This window comes from Wenjunlia tyrosinilytica, from assembly GCF_014646055.1.
Taxonomy (GTDB): Bacteria; Actinomycetota; Actinomycetes; order Streptomycetales; family Streptomycetaceae; genus Wenjunlia; species Wenjunlia tyrosinilytica.
In genome coordinates, this window is sequence record NZ_BMMS01000007.1 from 194,870 (window position 1) to 219,667 (window position 24,798).

The window sequence follows — 24,798 nt, forward strand, 5'->3', positions numbered from 1 at the left end:
GGACGTCGCCGGTCACAGTTAGTCTTTCCCCCGTACGGCGCGCAACGGTGCGCATCCACTGACCGTCGGAGGGACATAGCCGTGGAGGTCAAGATCGGCGTGCAGCACGCGCCGCGCGAGATCGCTCTCGAGAGCTCGCAGTCTGCCGAGGAGATCGAGCGTGCCGTCGCCGATGCTCTCGGTGGGACCACGAGACTGCTCACCCTGGTCGACGAGCACGGGCGACGCATCCTTGTCCCGTCCGACCGCCTCGCCTACGTCGAGATCGGCGAGCAGGCCGTCCGCAAGGTCGGCTTCGGCGCGCTCTAGCTCCAGGGCCTCCAGCTCCGTCCAGGGCTGCGGCCCGCGTGCGATCCCGCGGCGATCCGTACAGGGGCGAGTCACGAGGATGTGGGACGGCGTCCGCCTCCGGTCAACACCGGGGACGGGCGCCGTTCGCCGTGGGGGAACAGGCTGTTCATCCGATGCCGGGCGTACTCGGCGTCGCGCGGGGGTAGTACCGGTACGACCGTTTTGATCCGCCCGCGGGAGAGTGGCCATGCTGCTGGAGACCATCGGCTTCGCCGTGATCGGCATCGCCGTCGCGTTCGGCGCGACGCGCGCGCTGGCCGACCGGCTGCCGTCCCCGCTCCTGGTGTCGGGGACGGGCGCCTGTGCCGCGCTGCTGGGCGGCTGGGTGGCCAGGACCGTCTTCGGGGCAGGCCACGCCCCGATCACCTTCGCCCTCGCCGCGGCCGTCTCTGTCGCCCTCGTCACACTGCTGATCAAGCCCAAGGGCCGCGCCCGCCCGCCAGCGGGCGCGGGCCCCGCTCGCGCCTGAAGGACTCGTAGGACCTCGGAATACGTGGACCCGGCAGATCCCGGGACACCCCGGGGACTCCGGGACACCCCGGGGACTCCGGGACACAGCCCCCCATGCCCCTCGGGAGACACAGCGCCCGGGAGGCATGGATCTCGAGGGAAGCGGACCCCGAGAGAAAACGAGAGAAAGAACGAGAGAGAAAGAAAAGAGAAGGGGACGCCGGGAGAAGGGCACCTCCGGGGAGCCGGGGATCAGGCCGCCAGGCCGAGAGCCGCCATCCGCTTGGTGTGCGCCTCGGTGATCCGGGTGAACATCCGGCCCACCTCCGCGAGGTCGAATCCTCCCGCCACCCCGCCCACGAGCATCGTGGACAGCGCGTCACGGTCCGCCACCACCCGCTGCGCCTGGCTGAGCGCCTCACCCATCAGCCGCCGCGCCCACAGCGCCAGCCGGCCGCCGACCCTCGGCTCGGCCTCGATGGCGGCCCGCACCTTCTCCACGGCGAACGAGGCATGCCCGGTGTCGTCGAGCACCGCGAGGACGAGCGCCCGGGTGTCGGTGTCCAGGCGCGCGGCGACCTCTCGGTAGAAGTCACTGGCGATGGCATCGCCCACATATGCCTTGACCAGCCCCTCGAGCCAGTCGGAGGGGGCGGTCTGCCGGTGGAACTCCTCCAGCGCCGCGGCGAACGGCTGCATGGCCTCGGTCGGCTCGGCACCGACCGCGGCGAGCCGGTCCCGCAGCTGCGCGAAGTGGTGGAACTCCGCCGACGCCATCGCCGCGAGCGCGGCCTTGTCGTCCAGCGTGGGGGCGAGCTTGGCATCCTCCGCAAGACGCTCGAACGCGGCCAGCTCTCCGTAGGCCAGCGCGCCGAGCAGGTCCACGACGGCGGCCCGGTACTGCGGGTCGGCGGCGGCCTTCTCCCAGTCCAGGGAGGTGATCGAGTCGGCGTTCTCCTGAGGCGTGTCCATGCAGCGCACTGTAGTGCGCCGGAACCCCCGGGGAACCACCCCGCACAAGCCCGTGAGCAGGGGGTGGCGAAACTTGATCGGGTGCAGATGCGCCAAGCCGGGGTACAGTGGTAAAGAAGCCCGCCGGATTCGGCGGGTGATCGCATGAATGCGGATGCCCGGTCGGTGGCCCGATCGGCTCCGGACCGACCGCCCTCCCGCCAACGGGCAGGAGGGGCCCGCTCGCGGCATCGCGAGGGCCGTGCCCTGTGACACCTCCGGCTGACGCCGGTGGCACATGAGGCCGGCGCCGCGCGGCGCGAGGCCCGATGTTCCGGCACACAGCTGGATGAGGCCCGTGCCCGGCGCGCGGTCAGTACCCGACGACGGGTGCCTGACCCCCCTCGCCGCTACGCATGCCGCGTCTCACAGAAGAGGCATAGCATCCTGACTACGTTCAGAGACTTGGGGATCCTCCCCGAGACCGCCGAGGCCCTCGAGGCCGTCGGCATCACCAGTCCCTTTCCCATCCAGGAGATGACCCTCCCCGTCGCCCTCAGCGGCAGCGACGTCATCGGCCAGGCCAAGACCGGCACCGGCAAGACACTGGGCTTCGGCCTCCCGCTCCTCGAGCGTGTGACGGTCCCCGCCGACGTCGAGGCGGGCCGCGCGTCGGCCGAGCAGCTCACCGACACCCCGCAGGCCCTCGTCGTGGTGCCGACCCGCGAGCTGTGCCAGCAGGTGACCAATGACCTGCTGACCGCGGGCAAGGTGCGCAACGTGCGGGTTCTCGCCATTTACGGCGGCCGCGCCTACGAGCCCCAGGTCGAGGCGCTGAAGAAGGGCGTCGACGTGGTCGTCGGCACCCCCGGCCGCCTGCTCGACCTGGCCGGCCAGAAGAAGCTGCGCCTGTCCACGGTGAAGTCGCTCGTCCTCGACGAGGCCGACGAGATGCTCGACCTGGGCTTCCTGCCCGACGTCGAGAAGATCATCCAGCTGCTCCCGGCCAAGCGCCAGACCATGCTGTTCTCCGCGACCATGCCGGGCCAGGTCATCTCCCTCGCCCGCCGCTACATGTCGCAGCCCACGCACATCCGCGCCACCGCGCCGGACGACGAGGGCGCCACTGTGGCGAACACCACGCAGCACGTCTTCCGGGCGCACTCGCTCGACAAGGTGGAGCTGGTGGCCCGCATCCTCCAGGCGGAGGGCCGCGGCCTCGCCATGATCTTCTGCCGCACCAAGCGCACGGCCGCCGACGTGGCCGACCAGCTGGCGCAGCGCGGCTTCGCCTCCGGCGCCGTCCACGGCGACCTGGGCCAGGGAGCGCGCGAGCAGGCCCTGCGCGCGTTCCGCAACGGCAAGGTGGACGTGCTGGTGTGCACCGACGTCGCCGCTCGCGGCATCGACGTCGAGGGCGTCACGCACGTCATCAACTACCAGACGCCCGAGGACGAGAAAACGTACCTGCACCGGATCGGCCGCACCGGCCGCGCCGGGGCCTCGGGTACCGCGATCACGCTGGTCGACTGGGACGACATCCCCCGCTGGCAGCTGATCAACAAGGCGCTGGAGCTCAGCTTCAACGAGCCCGAGGAGACCTACTCCACCTCCGCGCACCTCTTCGAGCTCCTGCGGATCCCCGAGGGCACCAAGGGGATACTCCCCCGCGCGGACCGCACCCGTGCGGGTCTGGACGCGGAGGAGGTCGAGGACCTCGGCGAGACCGGTGGCCGCGGCCGCAAGCGCGGTGGCGGCTCCGCCCCGGCCGAGAAGACCGCGGACAGCGCCCGCCCCAAGCGCAACCGGCAGCGCCGCCGCACCCGCGGCGGTGTGCCCGCGGACGGCACCGTCGTTCCCACGGCCGAGGCCACCGAGGCCCCGTCCGTCGAGTCGGCACCCACGGGCTCCCCTGCCTCCGAGGAGCCGGACGAGCCCAAGGCCCCCCGCGCCCGCCGCCGCACCCGCGGTGGCAGCACGGTGAAGGCACAGGCCGCGGCCGAGCAGACCCCGGACGCCCAGGCCGACGCCGGCACCGCGGACCCGTCCGCCGCCGAGGAGGCCAGGGCTCCCCGCCGCAGGCGCCGTACCCGTCGTGGCACCGGCTCCTCGGACGCGGCGACGGCCGCCGAGGTGTGAGCGGGTCGCGGCGGGGGCCCGAGAGGGCCTGACGGCGGCCCGCCAGGGCCCGAGGCGAACAGCCACTGAACGGCCGGATCTCCCCACCGCGGGAAGGTCCGGCCGTTCGGTGTCCGGTGTTAACAGGCACTCCACCCGTGCCGGGGGGCGCTTCGCGTAGCCTCTGCCCCATGAGTTCGCCGCCCTTCCTCCAGTTGCCCGGACTCGCCCACGCACGCTCCGTGGAGACCTCCCGAGGGGTGTTCGCGGCGCACGAGGCCGCCGCGCCCGGACAGCCACGGGGGACGGCGCTGCTGGTGCCCGGGTTCACCGGCAGCAAGGAGGACTTCATCGCGCTGCTCGAACCGCTGGCCAAGTCCGGCTACCGGGTGGTGGCCGTCGACCAGCGCGGGCAGTACGAGACCGGCGGGCCCCGGGACGAGAGCGCCTACGCCCGCGGTGAGCTGGTCCTCGACCTGCTCGCCCTCACCGACGCCCTGTCCGAGCGGGGTCCCGTGCATCTGCTGGGCCACTCGTTCGGGGGGCTGGTCGCCCGCGCCGCCGTGATCGACCACGGTCCCGAGCGCTGGGCCTCGCTGACCCTGCTCAGCTCGGGCCCCGCGGCCATCGAGCCGGGTGACGCGGCCAAGGTGCGGATGCTCCTCGACGCCATTCCCCTGATGGACATGGAGTCCATCTGGCAGGCCAAGGCGGATCTGGACGCGCCCGAGGAGACCCCGCCGACCTCCGATCCGGTCATCGAGGAGTTCCTGCACCGCCGCTGGCTGGCGACCGTGCCCGAGCATCTGATGGCGGTGGGCGGGCAGCTGCTCACCGAGCCGGACCGGGTGGACGAGCTGGCGGAGGTCGACATCCCCGTGCTGGTGGCCTCGGGCGGGACCGACAACGCCTGGCCGGTGCCCTGGCTTGACGAGATGGCCCGGCGGCTGCGCGCCTTGCGCGCGGTCATCCCGGACGCGGGCCACTCCCCCAACGCCGAGTACCCGGCGGAGACCGCGTCGGCGCTGGTCGCCTTCTGGGACAGCGTGCGCTAGGAGCGGTTCAGCCCTCTCAGCGCCGTTCGGAGCCTTGGAGCCTTAGAAGCCTTGGAGCCTTGGAGCCTTAGAAGCCTTGGAGCCTTCGGAGCGATCGGAGCCTTCGGAGCGATCGGAGTCCTCGGCGCCGAGACGCTTCAGCGCCGTTCGCCGGCTCTCAGAACTGCTGTTGAAGGTGCTCCCAGAAGCCGTCCCGCAGTGTCCGCCGAAGATCGCCATGGCCGCGCAGCGAGTGCTGGAGCATGCCCTCGGCCTCGACCAGCAGCTCCTGGTCGATGGTGCCGGGCAGGAACGGGTGGTTGGGGAGGAGGTCGGCGAGGTTGTCCCGGCCCCGGGTGGCCAGCCACTGGGCGGCCACACGTGCTCCGACGAACCGGACGTCCTCACGCGTCGGCACCGGGCCCTGCCCGCCGGCCGAGGACGAGGGGATGTAGCCGTAGGGCCCGCTGACCGAGCCGGGCGGCGCGGTGCGTACCGGGCGGCGGGTGAGATACGGCTTGCAGAACTCCAGGTCGAAGGTGCGCTGGCTGTCCGCCTCCCACAGCAGCGGGTCGGCCTGGTTCTTGCCGTAGACGGCCTCGATGCCCCACAGGTGCACCCGAGCCCCGAACCCCTGCGCGGCCTCGACCACGGAGACGAGGTCCTCGTCGCCGCTGATGAGCACGGCGTCACTGATGGCGCGGTGGCGGGCCAGGGACTCGAGGTCGCCGCGGATGAGGGAGTCGACGCCCTTCTGCTGGTTGTGGGCGTTGAGGTTGCCCAGGCGGACCTTCACATCCGGCAGCTCGGCGATCTGCCGCTGCTCGACCGTGGGGACGCGCTGGCGGGCGCCGTCGTACCAGTAGACCCTCAGCAGCCTGCTGTCCGGGAAGATCTTGCGCGCCTTGTCGATGAACGCCTCGATGAGGTGCTCGGCGTCGAGGTCGAACGCCTTGCGGTCCTCGGTGCCGACCACGAGCCGCCCGGCGGCCGCGTACACATACCCGGCGTCCACGAACACGGCGTGGGTGGACGGCGTCGTGGCCACCTCGGCCAGGACGCGGCGCAGCAGGTCGTTGGTCTCGACCAGCTCGCGGCGGATGGCCGTCACCTGGTCGGTGACCGGCTCGGTGCCGGGATCGGTGGCGACGGCGGAGGGGGCGTCGTCGTGTCGCGCATGGTTCATGTCCGGCCATTCTGCGGGGCTGCCCTGGGGTGCCACAAGCCGCCGGATTCATTAGGCAGTCAAGAATTTTCCTTAGCGTACGGAATATTTTCTCTCCTACATCGGTTGGGAACTGTGGATGCACCGACCGTTACTGCTTGTACGTTCATTGTCACCGCAATGGCCTACCCGGCGCGGCCCGCTGCCGGTAAACCGCGCAATCTACCTTTAACGGTCGGGCAACCGCTCCGACGCAGTGGTTCACCACTGTGGGAGACCGCAGACGAAGGGAGCAGTACATGGACTTCGAGATCATGCGCCTGAACGACACCGACGGGGCCGCCGTCGACCGCACTGTTGCGGACGCCGCCACCGTTGACGAGCTCGTTCAGCAGGCGGCCGCGACCGGCCAGCGCCTGTACATCCGGCCTCTCCAGGCCTCGGCGGCGTGATCGGCACGCGTGACCCGGACTTCGAAGCGCCCCGCGTCCGACGCGGGGCGCTTCGGCTGTTTTCGGCCATGCCCGCCCGGGCGAGCCGACGTGGTGCCCGACTGCGCCCGACTGCGCCCGACTGCCCCGCGCATCGCGACGCGGTGGGTGAGGGGCCGCCCAAGGGTCAGGAGGGGCCGTTCCTGATGAACTCGAAGATGCCGTTGACGACCTGCTGGACCGCGATCGCGGACAGCAGCATGCCGGACAGGCGGGTGACCAGGACGACGCCGCCGTCCTTGATGACCCGGATGATGGCCAGCGAGTACCTCATGGTGAGCCACAGCACGGCATGGATGGCGGCGATGGCGACCCAGACGGAGGCCTGCTCGCCGAAGCCGCCGGCGTTCTGCACCGCGAGGATGACGGTCACGATGGCACCGGGGCCCGCCAGCAGCGGCATACCCAGCGGCACCAGGGCGACATTGACGTCCTTGGTCTGAGTGGGCTCGTCGGCCTTGCCGGTGAGCAGGTCGAGCGCGATGAGCAGGAGCAGCAGACCGCCGGCGACACGCAGAGCGGGCACCGAGACATGCAGGTAGTCGAGGATCTGCTGGCCCGCGATGCCGAAGACGGAGATGACGCCGAACGCCACGAGCACCGCCTGCCACGCCATCCGGCGCTGGACCTTGGTGGCACGGCCGCTGGTGAGTGCGAGGAAGATCGGGATGATCCCGGGCGGGTCCATGATCACGAAGAGCGTGAGGAAGACGGATCCGAAGACGGTGACGTCGAAGAAGTTCATCGGTGCGGGACTTGCCTCAAGTGGTGGTGCTGAACGGGGACTGCCGCGCGGAGCGGCGGCGGGCGCAGCGGGGGCCGCGGTGGCGAGGGAGCGCTGGTCGGGAAGGAGGGGCGGGCGCTATCGGCCGGTCAGCGGGGAGGCTCCCGTCGCACGGCGGACCAGTTCGTCGAAGGCCTCGGGGTCCGTCGTGTTCTCCCCGAGCGGCACGGTCTTGCGGCTGCCGTGGTAGTCGCTGGACCCCGTGGTCAGCAGCCCCGCGTCCGCGGCCAGCGCGCGCAGGTGCTCCCTGGTGGGCGCGTCGTGGTCGATGTGGTCGACCTCGATGCCGTCGAGGCCGGCGGCGGCCAGCTCGGCGATGACGCTCTCCGGGACGACCTTGCCGCGCTTGACGGCGGCGGGGTGGGCGAAGACGGTGACGCCTCCGGCCTGCTTGACCAGGCGGACCGCCTCGAACGGGTCGGTCTCGTGCTTGCTGACGTAGGCGCGCCCGCCCGGCCCGATCCACTCCGGGGTGAACGCGTCCTCGATGCTGCCGCACACGCCCGCCTCGATCAGCGCGGTGGCCACGTGCGGGCGGCCGACCGAACCCGACCCGGCGATCCGCCGCACCTGCTCCCAGGTGATGGGTGCGCCCAACTCCCGGCAGCGCTCGACCATGGCCTCCGCGCGGCGGAAGCGGTCGTTGCGGACGAGGTCCATCTCATGCGCGAGCGCGGGCTCTTCGGGGTCGAAGAGGTAGGCGAGCATATGCATGCTGACCCCCGCGACCCGGCAGGACAGCTCGGCCCCGGTGACCAGCGTCAGCGGTGCGTCCAGCTCGGCGAGCGCCTTGGCGGCCTCGGCGTGCCCGCCGACGGTGTCGTGGTCGGTGAGGGCGATGACGTCGAGACCGGCACCGGCGGCGTTGCGGACGAGTTCGGCCGGGGAGTCGGTGCCGTCCGAAGCGGTGGAGTGGGTGTGCAGGTCGATGCGCACGGCGCTGGCTCCAGGCTCGGGACGGTGAGGGGTCGCCCCAGGATAACGCCGGGCGCGGACCCGGCCAGGGTGCCGGGAGACGGGAGCACCGGGCCCGAAGCCACGCGGGGCCGGGAGCCGTCCTGCCGCGGCGGGGGTCAGGACAGGATTCGCGGGGAGAGGGCTCCGCAGGGGAGCAGGTCCGCCTCGGCGCCGGCGTCCCGCAGGTCGGTGAGGACGAGTTCGTCGTAGAGCAGGAGCCCGGACTGCTCGGGCCAGACAACCGCCCACAGCCATATGCCGCAGGCCTCTCCGGCGAAGACGGCACGGTCGGTCGGGGCGCCCTTGACCAGCCACAGCGGGGTGGGGCGCCCGGCCGCGAGCACCTTGGCCTGGGCGGGGGCGTCCACATTCAGATAGGGGCCGGGGTCGGGGCCGTCCACGCCCGCGTAGTGCGCACCGAGGCCGACACCGAGTTCCTCGGCGACGAGGATGAGCTCTCCGGGGCCGCCCAGCGGGCTCGGCCCCGAGCAGGCCACCGCGCTCGCACGGCCACCCGACACATCGTCACCCGCGTACGCCACGCCCGTGAAGAGCCAGCCGACCGGGAGCGGCCAGGGCATCCAGACGGGGACACGGGACCGGTTCACGACGACCCCGAGGCCTTCGACGCTCGGCGGGACGACCGGTTGCAGCGGGTACACCGACCCGTGTACGTCGCACTGCCAGGAATCCGAGAAGAGACCGGGCGCCCTGACCCGGCCACCGCACTTCGGGCAACTGGGTTCGCCCCTCATAACGCCCAACGGTCCTCCCGAACCGTCCCTTGCGTCAAGGACGATCACCTTTTCGGAGCGTCGGGGGGCGGGAATATTCGCCGCAGATATACATGTGTGTTGCACTAGTTAATTTAGCTAAGGTAATGTGTTCGGGCGGCAACCACACAGCGGTGCATCGGCCCGCCGACGACCAGGGAGGCAAACCCCGTGACCAACGATCCCCTCGACAAGGGCAGTGGCGGCCTTCTGCGCCAGCCCCTCGCGGTCTGGGCGACGGCCGGGGCGGCCGTCGTCGCCTTCATGGGCATCGGTCTGGTGGACCCGATCCTGCCCTCCATAGCCAAGGGCCTGGACGCCACACCCGGCCAGGTCTCTCTGCTGTTCACCAGCTACTTCCTCATCACGGCCCTGGCGATGCCGGTGACCGGCTTCGTCTCCAGCCGCGTCGGCGGACGCCGCACCCTGCTCGCCGGCCTGGTACTCGTGGTGGTCTTCGCCGGTCTGTCCGGCACCTCGGGCTCCGTCGGCGAACTCGTCGGCTTCCGCGCCGGCTGGGGCCTGGGCAACGCGCTGTTCGTGTCCACCTCGCTCGCCGTCATCGTCGGCGCGGCCACCGGCGGGAGCGCCGCGGCGATCCTGCTCTACGAGTCGGCGCTCGGCCTCGGGATGGCCTGCGGCCCACTGGTGGGCGCGGTCCTGGGCGACATGAGCTGGCGTTACCCCTTCTTCGGCACCGCCGCGCTGATGGCGATCGGCTTCCTGGCCATCAGCCTGTTCCTGGAGGAGCAGCCGAGGCCCGCGCGCAGGACGTCACTGCTCGACCCGGTCAAGGCCCTCGGGCACGGCGGGCTCGCCTCCGCGGCGGCCAGCGCCTTCTTCTACAACTACGCGTTCTTCACGATCCTGGCGTTCACCCCGTTCGTGCTCGACATGAGCCCGTACCGCTCCGGCGCGGTGTTCTTCGCCTGGGGTGTGCTGCTGGCGGTCTTCTCGGTCCTGGTCGCTCCGAGGCTCCAGGAGAGGTTCGGATCGCTGAAGGTCCTCGTCGGCAGCCTGCTGCTGCTCTGCGCCGACCTCGTCGTCCTCGGCTACGGCGATCACACGACGGCCGTGGCCTGCACGGTCGCCTCCGGCGCCCTGATCGGCATGAGCAACACCGTCTACACCGAACTCGCCCTCGGCGTCAGCGACGCGCCGCGCCCGGTGGCCTCGGCGGGCTACAACTTCGTCCGCTGGTTCGCCGCCGCGGCGGCGCCCTTCCTCGCACCGAAGATCGAGAGTCACACGAGTGCGGAGACGGTCTTCCTCGTCGCGGCGGGCGCCGGTGCCGTGGCGGCGGCCATCGTCGGTGTGCGGCGCGCACAGCTCACGCACGACGCGAAGGAGCACGTCGAGGCGCGGCAGCGGGGCACCGACGGGACCCGGGCTCCGGCCGAGCCCGCCACGACCACCGCCTGAGCAGGCGTCGACCCCGCGTCCAGCAGGCGCCGAGCACGCGTCGAGCGGTCCGCTCAATCGTCGAGCGGGACGGTGCGGCGCGCGGGATCGCGCAGGTCCGTACCGTGCCGCAGCCAGCGTTCCTGGAGGGAGGCGGCGCCGTGCACCCGTTTGTACGCGGCCTCGTTGGCCGTCATCGGCAGCAGCGGCAGGAAGCGCACCGGATCGGCCGGCGCGTCCAGCTCCAGGTCCTCGACCAGTCCGCCGGGCTCGGCGACGAGCACGGCCGAGAACGGGGCGTCGGGCCAGAGGGGTTCACCGATGTCGAGCGAGGCGCCCGGCGCCACCACCAGGCCCTCGACCTGCGGGGAGGCGGCCAGCACGGCGAGCGGGCGCAGCACCTCGTCACGGCCGCCCTTGACGGTGAGCACGAGTTCGGCGCGCGGGCCGCGCACGGGGTCGGCGACGGCCGCGAGGGGATCGTTCATCGGCCGGTACGACATGCCGAGGGTGGCGTAGCGCACCAGCGCGGAGCCGTCGGCCGCGGACTCGGTGAAGCGCAGCACCTCGATGCGCTCCGTGCCGAGGAACGTCACGGCCGCGCGGCCCGCCGGCTCGCCGAACGTCGAGGCCAGGCGGGCTTCCACCAGCGTGAGTACGTCGTCACCCATGGGGTGAGCTTATGCGGAGAGAGCCGAACAGCCTTTAATCCCCACCCTCGCAGTGGCCGAAACATCTTCCTGGTACCGTTGACTGTCGGCCCGGTTGCGAGTGTCCTGACACACCGTCTGAAACACCGCCAGGACTCCGAGGTCACGGCAGGTACGGGGAGTTCGAGGACATCGGGCTCGAAGGACATCCCCCAGCGGGGAACGGCCGAGGGAGGTGGGGCTGCAATGGATCCAAGCCGACCGTGCAGTACCGGCAGCTCTCCCGTCCGGCATTCCGCGCGCTGATCTGATCCCCCGCAGGACGTCGCCGTTCCCGTTCCGGGCCCCCCGGCCCGGTCGGCGGCCGCGTCGCCCCCAGCGCCTCCCCATGTCGTGCTTGGCCCCGCCGACCCCGGCGGGCGCCTCTCGAGCGTGAGCGTTTCCCCTTCCCCGGGCCTGCCTGTGCCCGGACCGGGAAACCCATGACGGCAGAGCTCCCTCCGCTTCGCCCCAGCAGTACACCCGGCGATGAGCCGCCGCCCGGGACCCCGCGTCCCGGCCCGCGTCGGCCTGCCCCGCGAAGGAGCTTGCGATGTCGATGATCCGCGACCTGCGCGCAGTGGTCCGCCCCGCCTTCCGGCGCGACCACCTTCCCCGCACCGCCGTCCACCCGCGCTCCAGCGCGATCGTGGACTGCGCCGTCTACCGCGACGGGCGCCGGCTGAGCGAGCACTGCCGGCAGGGCGACGCCCTCAAGGAGGTGCGGCGCAGCGGCGACGGCTTCGTGTGGATCGGCCTGCACGAGCCCACCCAGGAGGAGTTCGCGGGGATCGCCGCGGAGTTCGGCCTGCACCCGCTGGCGGTCGAGGACGCCGTGCACGCCCACCAGCGCCCGAAGCTGGAGCGCTACGACGACACCCTCTTCACCGTCTTCAAGACCATCCGGTACGTCGAGCACGCCGAACTGACCGCCACCAGCGAGGTCGTGGAGACCGGCGAGATCATGGTCTTCACCGGCCGGGACTTCGTCATCACCGTGCGGCACGGCGGGCACGGCTCGCTGCGCTCGCTGCGGCACCGGCTCGAGGGCGACCCCGAGCTGATGGCCAAGGGCCCCTCCTCGGTGCTGCACGCCATCGCCGACCAGGTGGTGGACGACTACCTCGCGGTCGCCGTGGCCGTGCAGGACGACATCGACGAGGTGGAGATCGAGGTCTTCTCCCCCGTCGCCGCGCAGCCCGCGCGCACGGGTGCGCGCGCAGCCGCCAAGCGGCGGGGCGCCGACGCGGGGCGGATCTACCAGCTCAAGCGCGAGGTGCTGGAGTTCAAGCGGGCCGTCTCCCCGCTGCTGCGGCCGATGCAGATGCTCTCCGAGCGCCCGATGCGGCTGGTGGACCCGGACATCCAGAAGTACTTCCGGGACGTCGCCGACCACCTGGCCAGGGTGAACGAGCAGGTGGTCCAGTTCGACGAGCTGCTGAACTCCATCCTCCAGGCCAACCTCGCGCAGGTGACGGTCACGCAGAACGAGGACATGCGCAAGATCAGTGCCTGGGTGGCCATCTTCGCCGTCCCCACGATGATCGCGGGGCTGTACGGGATGAACTTCGACCACATGCCCGAGCTGCACTGGCGCTACGGCTACCCTGCCGTTCTCGCCGCCACGGTGATGATCTGTGTGGTCATCCACCGCGGCTTCAGGCGCAACGGCTGGCTCTAGCGGGGTCGGGCCCGGCTCCGGCGGGGCCGGTCGCCGCTCCGGCGGGGCCGGCCGGGCTCGCGCGGAGTCCGGCCGGGCTCCCCGGGCCCCCTCCGGCGGGGTACAACCGCCTCGGGCGGGTCTATAGTCCTCCTCGAGCGGAGGCAACCGTAACGCCTGGTGCTGCGTCATCACCTCTGGCGGCATGCAAACAAAACCGCTAATCCGTGATCAGCCAGGTCCAGCAGGGCGAAATGACCAATACCGACAACAGCCCCCGGCGACGCGAACTCCTTCCGCGCCGCTGCTCGAAGCTCGCTCGGCGCAGCGCGGCGGTGCCCGTGTGGTATCTGCGCGTCGTGGGCGCGCTGAACCTGGTCTGCGGCGTCTCCATCTCGCTGCGGAACCAGGTCGACCACCACAACAGCGGCCAGTACTTCACCCCGTTCATGTTCTTCGCGGGGTTCAGCTCGGCCGCCGCAGCGATCTTCCTCGGAATGATGCTGCGGCGCCGCAAGAACGCCGCGTGGATCACGGTCACCGGGCTGGTGGGCGGTTATGTCGCGCTGTCGGTGTGGGCGCTGTGCTACCACGACTACTCCCAGCACCCGTTCAACTGGGCCTCCACGGCGGTCTCGCTGGCCGTCCTGGTCTTCACCGTCCTGGGGCGCAGGGAGTTCTACGCCAAGGGCGACCGCACCAACCCGCTGCTCGCCTCGTACGTCCTGGGCGCGGGTGCGGCGATCGCGGTCCTGGTGGGCACCACGCTGGTCACGGCGGTCGGCCCGGACAAGGCCGACGTCAACGACCGGATCATGTTCGTCGTCCTGCGCATGGTCACCCTGATCCGCACCGACGACTTCCCGCAGCTGCATGTGCCGCACTGGGTGGACCTGTCGATCAACCTCACCAGCCTCGCCCTGCTCCTGCTCGTCCTCTACGCGCTCTTCCGCTCTCCGCGCGGCAAGGAGCTGCTGAGCGAGGAGGACGAGGGGCGCCTGCGCTCCCTGCTGGAGCGGCACGGCGGGCGGGACTCGCTCGGCTACTTCGCGCTGCGCCGCGACAAGTCGGTCATCTTCTCCCCCAGCGGCAAGGCGGCCGTCACCTACCGCGAGGTGGGCGGGGTCAGCCTGGCCTCCGGCGACCCGATCGGCGATGTCGAGGCGTGGCCGGGCGCGATCGAGGCATGGCTGGCCGAGGCCCGCGAACACGCCTGGATACCCGCGGTCATGGGGGCGAGCGAGGAGGGCGGAACGGTCTACGCCAGGCATGGCCTCGACGCCCTCGAACTCGGTGACGAGGCCGTGGTCGAGGTCGCCGAGTTCACCCTCGAGGGCCGTGCGATGCGAGGCGTCCGGCAGGCGTACAACCGGGTCCAGCGGGCCGGATACACCACCGTCGTCCGCCGCCACGCGGACATCCCCGAGGAGGAGATGGCGGTCCTGCTGGAGCGGGCCGACCAGTGGCGCGACGGCCAGACCGAGCGGGGCTTCTCCATGGCGCTGGGGCGGCTGGGCGACCCGGCCGACGGGCAGTGCGTGATGGTGGAGTGCTACGACGGCGAGAAGAAGCTTCGGGCGCTGCTGAGCTTCGTCCCGTGGGGGACGAAGGGGCTGTCGCTGGACCTGATGCGCCGCGACCGCAACTCCGAGAACGGCCTGATGGAGTTCATGGTCCTGGATCTGATCCAGAACTCCAGCGCCGTGGGGGTGAAGCGGGTCTCGCTGAACTTCGCGATGTTCCGGTCCGTCTTCGAACGGGGCGCCAGGCTGGGCGCGGGACCGGTGCTGAGGATGTGGCGGGCCGCGCTGCTGTTCTTCTCCCGCTGGTGGCAGATCGAGTCGCTGTACCGGGCCAACGCCAAGTACCGCCCGATCTGGGAGCCCCGCTACCTGCTGTTCGACAAGAGCGCGTCCCTGCCGAGGATCGGTCTGGCGAGCGCCAGGGCCGAGGGGTTCGTCACCCCGCCAAGTCTGCTGTCGCGGCGCGGCGGCGGTCCGCGCTGATCACCGTCGCGAGACCGCCCAGGATCACCGCGAGCGCCGGGTAGGCGGCGACCGGCGGCATCTGCCCCAGCCACAGGGCGGCGATCAGGGCGGCGCCGGGGGTCTCCAGCAGGATCGCGGTCGAGGTGACCGACGGGCCGAGGCTGCGCACGACGCGGTTCAACAGCGAGTGGCCCAGCAGTTGGGCGGTGGCCGTCAGCAGGAGGAGCTTGAGCCAGGTCTCGGCGGAATAGCCCGCCAGCGCCTGGCGCAGGGCCACGCAGGTGACGCAGAGCAGCACCGCGGTGGTGGCGTAGCAGACGAGGGTGTAGGCGACGGTGCCGACGGTGCGCCGGACCTCGGCGCCGAGGAGCACATAGCCGGCGGCGGCCATACCGCCCGCCAGCGCCAGGGCGTCCCCGGCGAGGGCTCGGGAGGAAAGGGACAGATCGACGCCGGTGAGGATGAGCACACCGACGAACGCCACGCCCGTACCCGTCCAGACCAGGGCGGGGGAACGCCGCCCGCGCAGGCGCAGCAGCAGGGTGGTCCAGATCGGGGTGGTGGTCACCAGGGCGGTGGAGGAGGCGACCGAGGTCATGTGCAGGCTCGGCAGCCAGACGCCGAAGTGCAGGGCGAGCAGGAGACCGGCGGCGATCGACAGCAGGACGGCGCGGCGGCCCATCCGGGCCAGTTCCTCGCGGTGGCGCAGGAGGGCGACGGGGGTCAGGACGCCGACGGCCATGGCGTTGCGCCAGAAGGCGATGGCGAGGGCGGGGGCGGCGGTGGCCGCGATCAGCGGGGCGGACAGCGAGACCGCTGCGATGGCGACGGCGAGCAGCGCCAGGTCGATCTTGGGCGCGGAGTGCAGGCCGGGGTCGTGGCCGGGGTCCTTCGTCGGCGGGGGACCGCCGCGCAGGGCGGCGGGGGCGGGGGAGCCTGTCGGGACGGCGGGCACGGCGTTCCTCGGGTGGGTCTCGTGGGTGAGCGCGGTGGTACAGGGTCAGCGTAAGGGGCTTGGCAGGCCCAAGGAACTGTCCTGATCACCTGCTGAGACGGCCTTCGAGGCGGGCTGCCGGGAGTCCGCGTACCCTGCGGGCATGACACCGGTCGATCAGGCGCTCGTGGAGGAGTCCGCGAAGAAGTCAGGGCTCGTGTGGGTCCGCGTTCCCGACGGATCCCAGCGGGCACTGTGGCACGTATGGCACGACGGAGCCGTCCACGTGGTGGGCGACGGCGACGAGCAACCGCTCTACGGGCTGCAGGACGGCGCCGAGACGGCGGTCACCGTGCGCAGCAAGGACAAGGGCGGGCGGCTGGTGAGCTGGCCGGCGCGGGTGGTGGAGCCGTCGCCGGGCAGCGAGGGATGGAAGGCGGCGGTGGAGGAGCTGAAGGGCAAGCGCCTGAACGCTCCGGACACGGACACGCTTCTCGAGCGCTGGGCATCGCAGTCCCGGGTGCTGCGCCTCGAGCCGACGGGCCCATTGGCGGAGGGCCCCCAGTCCATGCCCTCCTCGGCCCACGCGGCCCCTCCCGTGGCCTCCGCCGCCACCACCCGCCGCCCCGCCCCAGCCGCCCTCCCCCGCCTCCTGACCCGCCGCGGTCGCAAGCCCTGAACCGCCGGGCGGCGGCCCCGGCGCCGCGGGCCCTGACGGCTGCCCGGCCGGGCAGCGGTTCTCGTTGCCGACCGCGGGCCGCCGCCGCTGGTCCGGCGGTCGCCCCGCCGGGCGGCGAATCGAACTGCGCGGACCGGGTGGGTCGGCGGTGTCCCGTACCCCCGACCCGCCCCCGCGCCGCTTGGGCCTAGTCCGCTACCTGTTCTGGTCTGGGGGGGACCGGTTCGTAGCGTTTGCCGTAGTCGACGAAGTCGATCGAACCCGAGATCGGGGCGGTTCCCGCTGTCTCGATGCGAAGCAACTGCGGGGCGCCGTCCGCCGAGACCCAGACCGTGCCGCCGTAACCCCCCGTCGCCTTGGTGTGGAGGGGGACCGCCGGGCGGCCGTCCAGATCGGACTGCTCCTTGCCCTTCGCCGGAGCGCCGGCGCCCTTCGTCAGACGCGCGATCAGCTTGTCCGCGTACGTGTTGGCTATCAGCCCCTTGAACGACACCACGTCCACCGGCGCCTTGACGTACTTGTTCCGGTACTCCGCCGCGAAGTTGCTGCCCCCGACCGCCGCCCAGAAGTCGTACGGCGCCTTGATCCACACCTCGTCACCGACCCGGAGCACCCGCGCCGTGCTCTCCCCCGCCGAGATCGTCCCCGAACTCCCGCTCCCCGACTGCCCGAAGCGCATGTCGATGCGGTAGCTCCGGCCCAACCCGTCCGTGACACTGCCCCGGACGTGCACCGACGCCTCCGCCGTGTTCGCCACGGCCTCCTCCAGCGCCCGCTTCGCCGTCAGGTCGCGCACCGGGCTGCCCGTCGGCGGATTCGTCGCGTACGCCTCGGACTTGGGCTGCGTCCACGGACGCGTCGCCGGTTCGCCCGCGGCACAGCCGGCGAGCCCCGCCGCGGTCAGTGCCGCACCAGTCGCCGCTGCCGCCATGCGGCCCACACCTGAACGCACCTGCCCCACCCGCACCTTCCGAAGTCGGCCCCTCGACTGTGGACCCTATACGCGCAAGCGGAAGGCCCCGTAGCCGCCTACTGGCCGGGCTGTCCAGAGCCGGAGATCTGCTCGCCGTAGTCCACGATGTGCTTGGCATCGGGCGCCTTGAGCTCGAAGTCCTTGTTGTAGTCGCTCAGTTCGAGAGTCCCCGCCCCACCCGCCCGGCTGTAGCGCAGGGGATAGGGCTCCCCCTCCAGGGCCACCTCGACCGTGCCGCCCCTGCCGCCGTCGGCCGTCAGCGCCACGGTCCGCCGACCGTTCACCGTGCCGTGGTCGCCCTCGGCCAGCTCGCCGTCGAGCACGAAGAACCCGTCCAGCAGCACCTTCAAATCAGTGAAGCCGCTGAGCTTCTTGTACGACGGGTCCTCACTGGGGACCTTCACATATTTGCCCTCGAGCTTCGCGGCGGCGTCGCCCTTGCCACCCGCCGCGCCACCCGCGCCGTTCTTGTGGCCGCGGTAGAAGTCGCCGTCCGCCTTGAGGAAGAGATCCTTGCCCACCTTCAGCAGCTCGAAGGTGCTCCCCCCGCTGCTGACCTGGCCGACACCGCCGCCCTCCTTCAGCCGCATGTCGAGCCGGAACCTCTTCCCCTGGCTGACCACCGTCCCGGCCATGCGCACGGACTTCGCGCTCTCGGCCGCCGCCCGCGTCTTCGCCTCGATCCTGTCCGGGGCGAGCCTGCCCACCCCGTTCGTCCCGGCGTCCGGATCCTTCTCCCCGCCGCAGCCGCTCAGCAGCACCCCCGCGAGGGCGCAGCCGGAACCTACGACAAGTGCGTACCGGGATCGCGGGATCACGTCGTTCATCCTCCGGCGTGGTGGGTCGCTGGCGGTGCGGCTCAAGAAGGTACCGCACGGTAGCGGGGGTGCCGACAGGCCCGTCGGGCGGGGCTGCCCGAACGGACCGTCCCGCCGGGCCCGGCCCCCCACCCGCCGCTAGCCTGGGAATACTGCTCCGCGACGGCATCGAGGAGGGCTTGGCATGAGCTCGGGCGCCCCGCGGGTGTTCATCTCCCACCTCTCGGGCGTCGCGGTCTTCGACCCCAACGGCGACCAGGTGGGCCGGGTGCGCGACGTCGTCGCCATGCTGCGCCCGGGAGCCCTTCCCCCGCGGGTGCTGGGACTCGTGGTCGAGGTGGTCAGCCGACGCCGGATCTTCCTGCCCATGACCCGGGTGACCGGCGTGGAGTCCGGCCAGGTGATCACGACCGGTGTGCTGAACATGCGCCGGTTCGAACAGAGGCCGACCGAGACCCTCGTCCTCGGGGAGATGCTGGACCGCCGGGTGAAGCTGGTGGAGACCGGCGAGGAGGTCACCGTCCTCGACGTGGCCATGAGCCGGGTTCCGCGCGGCCGCGACTGGATCATCGACAAGGTCTTCGTGCGCCGCGGCAAGGGGGGCCCGCTGCGCCGCAAGGGCGAGACCCTCACCGTCGACTGGTCCGCCGTGACCGGCTTCTCCCTCCCCGAGGAGGGGCAGGGCGCGGCCAACCTCCTCGCCACGTTCGAGCAGCTGCGCCCCGCCGACCTCGCGAACGTCCTGCACCATCTGTCGTCCAAGCGCCGCGTCGAGGTCGCCGCCGCTCTCGACGACGAGCGGCTCGCCGATGTGCTGGAGGAACTGCCCGAGGACGACCAGGTGGAGATCATCGGCAAGCTCAAGGACGAGCGCGTCGCCGACGTCCTCGAAGCGATGGACCCCGACGACGCCGCCGACCTGCTCTCCGAGCTCCCCGACTCCGAGGCCGAGCGGCTGCTGGGACTGATGGAGCCCGAGGAGGCGGAGCCGGTGCGGCGGCTGCTCTCCTACCCCGAGTACACCGCCGGCGGCATGATGACCACCGAGCCGATCGTGCTGGAGCCGGACGAGACCGTCGCCGACGCGCTCGCCCGTGTCCGGGACCCCGATCTGTCCCCCGCGCTCGCCGCCCAGGTCTACGTCTGCCGTCCGCCGACCGAGACGCCCACCGGCAGATACCTGGGGATCATCCACTTCCAGCGGTTGCTGCGCGATCCACCGTTCACGCTGGTGGGAGCGATGGTCGACGACGACCTCCAGCCCCTGCCGCCGGACACCCCCCTGCCGCTCGTGACCAGCTATCTGGCCACCTACAACATGGTGGCCGCCCCGGTCGTGGACGAGGACGGCCATCTGCTGGGCTCGGTCACCGTCGACGACGTCCTGGACCACCTCCTGCCCGAGGACTGGCGAGAGTCCGGGGTTCACGGCGGAGAGCAGTTCCTCAATCGCCGGCGCTCCGCCGGGCCGGGCACCGGCAGGGAGGGCGGCGCCCCCGGCGGCACCGGCACCGCCAGGGGCACCCGCCGCCCCAACGATCGGGGACCCGCGGATGCCCGCTGACCGCGACGACCGCCTGCGTCCGCCGCACGCCGAGCCACCGCGCGGACGCCGCTCCCCGCCGCAGAGGGGCAGCGGCAGCACACCCTCGCGCACGCTTTCGCGCCGGGCCCGTCTCGACCAGCCGAGGACGCCCCGCGGCGGCTGGCTCCAGCTGCCCAGCTACGACCCCGAGGCGTTCGGCCGTCTGTCCGAGAGGATCGCCCGGTTCATCGGCACGGGCCGCTTCCTGGTCTGGATGACCGTCGTCGTCGTGGTGTGGATCGTGTGGAACGTCGCGGCGCCCGCCCCGCTGCGTTTCGACGAGTACCCGTTCATCTTCCTGACCCTGGCCCTGTCGCTCCAGGCCTCCTACGCGGCGCCGCTGATCCTGCTCGCCCAGAACCGCCAGGCCGACCGCGACCGGGTCAACCTCGAACAGGACCGCGCCCGCAATGAGCGGGCCATCGCCGACACCGAGTACCTCACCCGCGAGATCGCCGCCCTGCGCACGGGGCTGGGCGAGGTCGCGACCCGCGACTACCTGCGCTCGGAACTCCAGGGACTGCTGAAGGATCTTGAGGACAACCGCCGCCGGGTGGACGCCCACATGGACTCCGACGAGTAGGTCGTACCATCGTTGGCATGGCTACCGATACTCCCCCGGACTCCCTCCGGGAGGTACCCCCAGGCTCCGCTCCGAGCGAGGACGCGGTGCGTGCCGCGCTCGCGACGGTCAACGACCCGGAGATCCACCGCCCCATCACCGACCTCGGCATGGTCAAATCGGTGGACATCGCGAGCGACGGGTCGGTCGGAGTCGGGATCTACCTCACCGTCTCCGGCTGTCCCCTGCGGGAGACGATCACCCGTGAGGTGACATCCGCCGTCTCCAAGGTGGCGGGCGTGACCTCCGTGGCCGTCGAGCTGGATGTGATGAGTGACGAGCAGCGCCGCGAACTCACCACCTCGCTGCGCGGCGGCCAGGCCGAGCGGGAGATCCCGTTCGCCCGGCCCGGCTCGCTGACCCGCGTCTACGCGGTGGCGTCCGGCAAGGGCGGTGTCGGCAAGTCGTCGGTCACGGTCAACATCGCCGCGGCGATGGCCGCCGACGGGCTCAAGGTCGGCGTCGTGGACGCGGACATCTACGGCCACTCGGTGCCGCGCATGCTCGGTGCCGACGGCAGGCCCACACAGGTCGAGAATATGATCATGCCTCCGTCGGCGAACGGTGTGAAGGTCATCTCGATCGGCATGTTCACACCGGGCAACGCCCCCGTGGTGTGGCGCGGCCCGATGCTCCACCGCGCCCTCCAGCAGTTCCTGGCCGATGTCTACTGGGGCGACCTCGACGTCCTTCTCCTGGACCTGCCCCCGGGCACGGGCGACATCGCGATCTCGGTCGCGCAGCTCGTTCCCAACGCCGAGATCCTCGTGGTGACCACGCCGCAGCAGGCCGCGGCCGAGGTCGCCGAGCGGGCGGGAACCATCGCCGTGCAGACGCACCAGAAGATCGTGGGCGTCATCGAGAACATGTCCGGCCTACCCTGCCCGCACTGCGACGAGATGGTGGACGTCTTCGGCACCGGAGGCGGCCAGCGGGTCGCCGAGGGGCTGACCAGGACCACGGGCGCCAGCGTTCCCGTGCTGGGCGCCATCCCGATCGACGTACGGCTGCGCGAGGGCAGCGACGAGGGAAAGCCCGTCGTGCTCACCGACCCCGACTCCCCGGCCGGCGCCGCGCTGCGCTCGATCGCGGGCAAGCTGGGCGGCCGCGCCCGCGGCCTCGCCGGACTCTCACTGGGCATCACACCCCGCAACAAGTTCTGAGCCCAGGGCTCGGACGCACGAGCACCCGAGGAAGCCCCCGCGTCACCGCGGGGGCTTCTCCTTGATGAGCTCTGCTCGGTGGGCTCTATTTGATGAGCTCTGCTCGGTGGGCTCTCGTTTGGTGAGCTCTCTTGGTGGAGCGCGGGGAGGGGCGTCAGTCCCGGTACTCCGTGATGTCCTTCACCACCGAGAAGCCCAGGCTGTACGCGCTCATGCCGCGCCCGTAGGCGCCCAGGTGCACCTCGTCGGTCTCGCCCGCGAGCACCCAGCCGTACTCGGACTCGCGGTAGTGGAACGCGGTCGGCACCCCGTCCACGGGCAGGGTCAGCTTCGACCAGCCCGCCCCGCCGAGGTCGTCGGCCAGCTCCCACGCAATCGCGGTCTGCTGTTCCGTCCAGTCCTGGCGCAACGAGCGCTCCATCTGGGCGGGCCAGGTGCACGACAGCAACCCCGAACCGGCCAGCCAGGCCACCGACGACACCGAGGTCGCCTCGAGAACGCCGGTACCGTCCGCGCTGTGCCGCACCGGGCGGCGCGAGAGCGTCACGGTAACGGCGAACCGTCTGGTGTCGTGCTCCTCGAGGTTTTTCGAGGGTTCGTCCCCGTGGCCGAGGGAGCCGTGCTCCACCGTGCCGTCGGCGCTCGTGCTCGTGTGCATCAGCCAGCGCCGCCCCGAGTACGTCTCGTCCAGCCCGTACCAGGGGAACGCGGCCAGGAGGTATCCGTCGACCCGCGGCTCGTCCTGAGGACCGGCCGCCTCCACGGAAGCCCCCCGAGCCCCCGCACGACTCTTGGTCTCCATCGGTGTGGCGCCTCCTCGATTCCTGCGTCGGCGTCGACCGTGGGCTGGCCGACCCTCCCCATCCTGAACCACTCGGCCGCTTACGCGGTGGACATTCGAGCAGCCGAAACATACGGAGGATAGCGACATGGGTGGACACGCCCGGAACCGCGGGTCGGATTCCAGGTGGAACCGGCCTCGTACGTGCCCGCGATCAGGTGGCGTCGGCGTCGAACGGCGGCCGCTCGTCCGGGTCCGTGTTGTCGCGTCCGCCCCGCTCCGGCGCTCCGGAGGAGCCCTTGGAGAGGTTGGGGCGTCCGCCCCGGTCGGAGGACTCGGACGACGAGGAGGACGAGGGCGAGGAGGACGAGGACGTGAGCCCGGTCAGCTCGTCGAGGTCGAAGCCGTTCCTGATCTCCTTCAGGCCCAGGTCGTCATTGTCCAGGAGGTTCTTGCGCACGAAGGTGCGCGGATTGAGGTCCTCGAATTCGAAGTCCTTGAACTCCGGGCCGAGTTCCTTGCGGATGTCCTCCTTGGCGTTGTCGGAGAACTCCCGCACCTTCCGGATGAACCGGGCCACGTCCTGGATCACCTTCGGCAGCTTCTCCGGGCCGAAGACGAGCACGCCGAGGACCACGAGCGCGAGTAGCTCGAGAGGCCCTATGTCAAAGAACACCTGCAGCTCCTTGTGACGTGCACGGCACGGATCAGCGACCAACGGTGCATTCGGTCCAACAGTAACCGCAGGGGCGCCTCCCGGTCAGTCCCCCGAGGCCCTGTCCAACGTGACGTCCACCTGCCGTTCATGACCGTCTCGCTCGACGGTCAGCCGCATCGTGTCGCCGGGCTTGCGGCTGCGGATCTTGACGATCAGCTCCTCCCCCGTGTGGACCGGCCTGCCGTCGACCCGGGTGATGACGTCCTCCGGCTTGAGCCCTGCCTTGTCGCCGGGGCCGCCGGGGGTGACCGGCTTGCTGCCGCCGACGCCCTTGCCGACCTGCGCGCCGTCCCCGTCGTAGCTCATGTTCAGCTGGACGCCGATGATCGCGTGGGTGGCCCGGCCGGTGTTGATCAGCTCCTCGGCCACACGTCTGGCCTGGTTCACCGGGATGGCGAAGCCGAGCCCGATGCTGCCGCCCTGGCCGGCGCCGCCGAACGGGGAGGCACCGCCGCTCGCCGAGCGGATGGCGCTGTTGATGCCGATGACCTGGCCCCGCGTATTGACCAGCGGGCCCCCGGAGTTGCCGGGGTTGATCGGGGCGTCGGTCTGGAGCGCGTTCACATACGAGATGTCGCTGCCGTCGCCCTCGCCGCCGGCCGCGATCGGCCGGTCCTTGGCGCTGATGATGCCGGAGGTGACCGTGCCCTCGAGGTCGTAGGGCGCTCCGATGGCGACGACCGGATCGCCGACCTGGACGGAGTCGGAGTTGCCGAGGCTGAGCGGGTGCAGTCCGTGGACACCGCCGACCTTGATCACCGCGAGGTCGTAGCCCGAGTCCCGGCCGACGATCTCGGCGGCCCTGACGGTGCCGCTGTTGAACGTGACTGAGATGTCGCCTCCGCGGGCGGCCGGCTCGACGACGTGGCTGTTGGTCAGGATGTGGCCCCGGCCGTCGATGACGAAGCCGGTGCCGGTGGCCTCCTTGCCGGAGCCGCGCACATGGATGTAGACGACTCCGGGCAGTGTCGAGGCGGCGATCCCGGCCACGCTGTCGGGGGCGCGGTCGACCTTGTCCGGCGGGGCCTGCGGCAGCTCGACGTCGCTCACGCCGCCGTTCTCCTGGACGGCGGCGCCGACGGCTCCGCCGAGCACGCCCGCGAACAGGGCCACGAGCAGGATGCCCACGATCATCCGGCCCCTGCCGCGCCTGCGGGGCGGTGGCGGCGGCAGGACGCCCCAGGGCAGGGGGCGCTGCCAGGGGGCGTAGTGGCCGCCGAGCGGCACCGCGAGCGGCTGCGGGCGCGGGTGGGGCACGATCGGCTGGGGCAGCGCGTGCTGGTGCGGGGCGGGGTGGTGCCGTGCGCTGGGGTGCTGCACCGGCGGCGCCGGGGCGTAGGGGCCGGGGCCGCCGTAGGGAGGTGTGCCGTAGGGGTCGGGCCGGAAGGCAGGAACGGTGTCGGAGACCGGGGCAGCGTAGGGGTTGGTGTCCCCCACGGCCTGCGGGACGGTGGCGTCCCCGTCGACGAGCGGCGCCACGGCGTGCGCCAACGGCTGCTGGGCGGTGACCGCCTCGCTCTTGTCGAACGAGACGGCCGAGGGCCGGTCGCCCTCGGCCACCAGTCGTGTGGGCTGCGCCTGCGGCTCGGTCTCCACCCGGAACCCGGTCCCGGGCGCCCCGGCGCCCTCCGGCCGGCTCCACCACTTCGGCCGGGCGGCCTTCCCGTCGAACATCTCCGCTCCCCTGCTGACACTCACCCACGCGGGCACCAC

General features: G+C 71.5%; 23 protein-coding genes and 1 pseudogene. 12 read left to right on the forward strand and 12 right to left on the reverse strand.

Translation table 11 applies throughout. The features are described from left to right. Window positions 1-81 precede the first annotated feature (81 nt). Window positions 82-309: a DUF3107 domain-containing protein gene (locus IEY86_RS10255; RefSeq protein ID WP_189131252.1), complete on the forward strand. Its 228-nt coding sequence runs from the start codon at window positions 82-84 to the stop codon at window positions 307-309. 229 nt (window positions 310-538) lie between these two features. Then, window positions 539-820 (forward strand): hypothetical protein, encoded by a 282-nt coding sequence (locus tag IEY86_RS10260; protein ID WP_189131253.1) that lies wholly within the window; start codon window positions 539-541, stop codon window positions 818-820. A gap of 233 nt (window positions 821-1,053) precedes the next feature. On the opposite strand, the gene IEY86_RS10265 is transcribed toward IEY86_RS10260, so the two are convergent. Then, complete coding sequence (locus IEY86_RS10265) at window positions 1,054-1,773, reverse strand: ferritin-like fold-containing protein (RefSeq protein ID WP_189131254.1); 720 nt, start codon at window positions 1,771-1,773, stop codon at window positions 1,054-1,056. A gap of 328 nt (window positions 1,774-2,101) precedes the next feature. Between IEY86_RS10265 and IEY86_RS10270 the strand changes: the two are divergent. Both IEY86_RS10270 and IEY86_RS10275 read left to right on the forward strand, forming a co-directional pair. Further along, window positions 2,102-3,891: pseudogene (locus IEY86_RS10270) on the forward strand (DEAD/DEAH box helicase). Window positions 3,892-4,061: 170 nt separating this feature from the next. Next, entirely contained in the window at window positions 4,062-4,925 is an 864-nt protein-coding gene (locus tag IEY86_RS10275; RefSeq protein ID WP_189131255.1) for an alpha/beta fold hydrolase, read from the forward strand. A gap of 157 nt (window positions 4,926-5,082) precedes the next feature. Here IEY86_RS10275 and IEY86_RS10280 read toward each other — a convergent pair whose 3' ends face one another. Next, window positions 5,083-6,090: an NYN domain-containing protein gene (locus IEY86_RS10280; RefSeq protein WP_189131256.1), complete on the reverse strand. Its 1,008-nt coding sequence runs from the start codon at window positions 6,088-6,090 to the stop codon at window positions 5,083-5,085. A 278-nt stretch (window positions 6,091-6,368) separates the two neighbouring features. Here IEY86_RS10280 and IEY86_RS10285 point away from each other — a divergent pair, with 278 nt between their 5' ends. Then, on the forward strand, window positions 6,369-6,521 hold the full coding sequence (locus IEY86_RS10285; RefSeq protein ID WP_189131257.1) for a DUF8834 family protein: 153 nt from the start codon (window positions 6,369-6,371) through the stop codon (window positions 6,519-6,521). A 166-nt stretch (window positions 6,522-6,687) separates the two neighbouring features. Here the strand turns inward: IEY86_RS10285 and IEY86_RS10290 are convergent, their stop codons facing one another. The 3 genes from IEY86_RS10290 to IEY86_RS10300 form a co-directional block, all read right to left on the reverse strand. Next, window positions 6,688-7,305, reverse strand: coding sequence for a MarC family protein (locus tag IEY86_RS10290; RefSeq protein ID WP_189131258.1), 618 nt, complete (start codon window positions 7,303-7,305; stop codon window positions 6,688-6,690). 117 nt (window positions 7,306-7,422) lie between these two features. After that, complete coding sequence (locus IEY86_RS10295) at window positions 7,423-8,280, reverse strand: PHP domain-containing protein (RefSeq protein WP_189131259.1); 858 nt, start codon at window positions 8,278-8,280, stop codon at window positions 7,423-7,425. A 137-nt stretch (window positions 8,281-8,417) separates the two neighbouring features. Then, window positions 8,418-9,056: a DUF6758 family protein gene (locus tag IEY86_RS10300; RefSeq protein WP_189131260.1), complete on the reverse strand. Its 639-nt coding sequence runs from the start codon at window positions 9,054-9,056 to the stop codon at window positions 8,418-8,420. A 189-nt stretch (window positions 9,057-9,245) separates the two neighbouring features. Between IEY86_RS10300 and IEY86_RS10305 the strand changes: the two genes are divergently transcribed. Continuing rightward, window positions 9,246-10,496 carry an MFS transporter gene (locus IEY86_RS10305; RefSeq protein ID WP_189131261.1) on the forward strand — a complete coding sequence of 417 codons (1,251 nt, stop codon included), beginning with the start codon at window positions 9,246-9,248 and terminating at the stop codon, window positions 10,494-10,496. Between the two features lie 53 nt (window positions 10,497-10,549). On the opposite strand, the gene IEY86_RS10310 is transcribed toward IEY86_RS10305, so the two are convergent. Then, window positions 10,550-11,146: a suppressor of fused domain protein gene (locus IEY86_RS10310; protein WP_189131262.1), complete on the reverse strand. Its 597-nt coding sequence runs from the start codon at window positions 11,144-11,146 to the stop codon at window positions 10,550-10,552. 571 nt (window positions 11,147-11,717) lie between these two features. On the opposite strand from IEY86_RS10310, the gene IEY86_RS10315 reads away from it, so the two are divergent. Both IEY86_RS10315 and IEY86_RS10320 read left to right on the forward strand, forming a co-directional pair. Next, window positions 11,718-12,845: a magnesium and cobalt transport protein CorA gene (locus IEY86_RS10315; protein WP_189131263.1), complete on the forward strand. Its 1,128-nt coding sequence runs from the start codon at window positions 11,718-11,720 to the stop codon at window positions 12,843-12,845. 233 nt (window positions 12,846-13,078) lie between these two features. Beyond that, window positions 13,079-14,830 (forward strand): phosphatidylglycerol lysyltransferase domain-containing protein, encoded by a 1,752-nt coding sequence (locus IEY86_RS10320; protein WP_189131264.1) that lies wholly within the window; start codon window positions 13,079-13,081, stop codon window positions 14,828-14,830. Here the strand turns inward: IEY86_RS10320 and IEY86_RS10325 are convergent. Next, entirely contained in the window at window positions 14,784-15,767 is a 984-nt protein-coding gene (locus IEY86_RS10325) for a DMT family transporter (protein WP_373286985.1), read from the reverse strand. The genes IEY86_RS10320 and IEY86_RS10325 overlap by 47 nt on opposite strands. 142 nt (window positions 15,768-15,909) lie before the next feature. Here IEY86_RS10325 and IEY86_RS10330 point away from each other — a divergent pair, with 142 nt between their 5' ends. Further along, window positions 15,910-16,425 carry a hypothetical protein gene (locus tag IEY86_RS10330; protein ID WP_189131265.1) on the forward strand — a complete coding sequence of 172 codons (516 nt, stop codon included), beginning with the start codon at window positions 15,910-15,912 and terminating at the stop codon, window positions 16,423-16,425. A 187-nt stretch (window positions 16,426-16,612) separates the two neighbouring features. On the opposite strand, the gene IEY86_RS10335 is transcribed toward IEY86_RS10330, so the two are convergent. After that, entirely contained in the window at window positions 16,613-17,356 is a 744-nt protein-coding gene (locus IEY86_RS10335; RefSeq protein WP_189131266.1) for a hypothetical protein, read from the reverse strand. Window positions 17,357-17,454: 98 nt separating this feature from the next. After that, window positions 17,455-18,225, reverse strand: a complete 771-nt coding sequence (locus IEY86_RS10340; protein WP_189131267.1) for a hypothetical protein — start codon at window positions 18,223-18,225, stop codon at window positions 17,455-17,457. A 175-nt stretch (window positions 18,226-18,400) separates the two neighbouring features. Between IEY86_RS10340 and IEY86_RS10345 the strand changes: the two genes are divergently transcribed. Genes IEY86_RS10345 through IEY86_RS10355 form a run of 3 tightly spaced genes read left to right on the forward strand, consistent with a single transcriptional unit; the run spans window position 18,401 to window position 21,586 of the window. Then, on the forward strand, window positions 18,401-19,780 hold the full coding sequence (locus IEY86_RS10345) for a magnesium transporter MgtE N-terminal domain-containing protein (protein WP_189131268.1): 1,380 nt from the start codon (window positions 18,401-18,403) through the stop codon (window positions 19,778-19,780). Further along, complete coding sequence (locus tag IEY86_RS10350) at window positions 19,770-20,384, forward strand: DUF1003 domain-containing protein (RefSeq protein ID WP_189131269.1); 615 nt, start codon at window positions 19,770-19,772, stop codon at window positions 20,382-20,384. Before IEY86_RS10345 ends, IEY86_RS10350 begins: the two co-directional genes overlap by 11 nt. 17 nt (window positions 20,385-20,401) lie before the next feature. Next, window positions 20,402-21,586, forward strand: a complete 1,185-nt coding sequence (locus IEY86_RS10355) for an Mrp/NBP35 family ATP-binding protein (protein WP_189131270.1) — start codon at window positions 20,402-20,404, stop codon at window positions 21,584-21,586. A 154-nt stretch (window positions 21,587-21,740) separates the two neighbouring features. Here the strand turns inward: IEY86_RS10355 and IEY86_RS10360 are convergent, their stop codons facing one another. From IEY86_RS10360 to IEY86_RS10370, 3 genes are all read right to left on the reverse strand, one after another. Further along, the gene (locus IEY86_RS10360; protein ID WP_189131271.1) at window positions 21,741-22,388 is read right to left on the reverse strand and encodes a hypothetical protein; all 648 of its coding nucleotides are present in this window, start codon (window positions 22,386-22,388) and stop codon (window positions 21,741-21,743) included. Window positions 22,389-22,581: 193 nt separating this feature from the next. Then, entirely contained in the window at window positions 22,582-23,043 is a 462-nt protein-coding gene (locus tag IEY86_RS10365) for a sec-independent translocase (protein WP_189131272.1), read from the reverse strand. An 84-nt stretch (window positions 23,044-23,127) separates the two neighbouring features. Then, window positions 23,128-24,759: a S1C family serine protease gene (locus tag IEY86_RS10370; protein ID WP_189131319.1), complete on the reverse strand. Its 1,632-nt coding sequence runs from the start codon at window positions 24,757-24,759 to the stop codon at window positions 23,128-23,130. Window positions 24,760-24,798 lie beyond the last annotated feature (39 nt).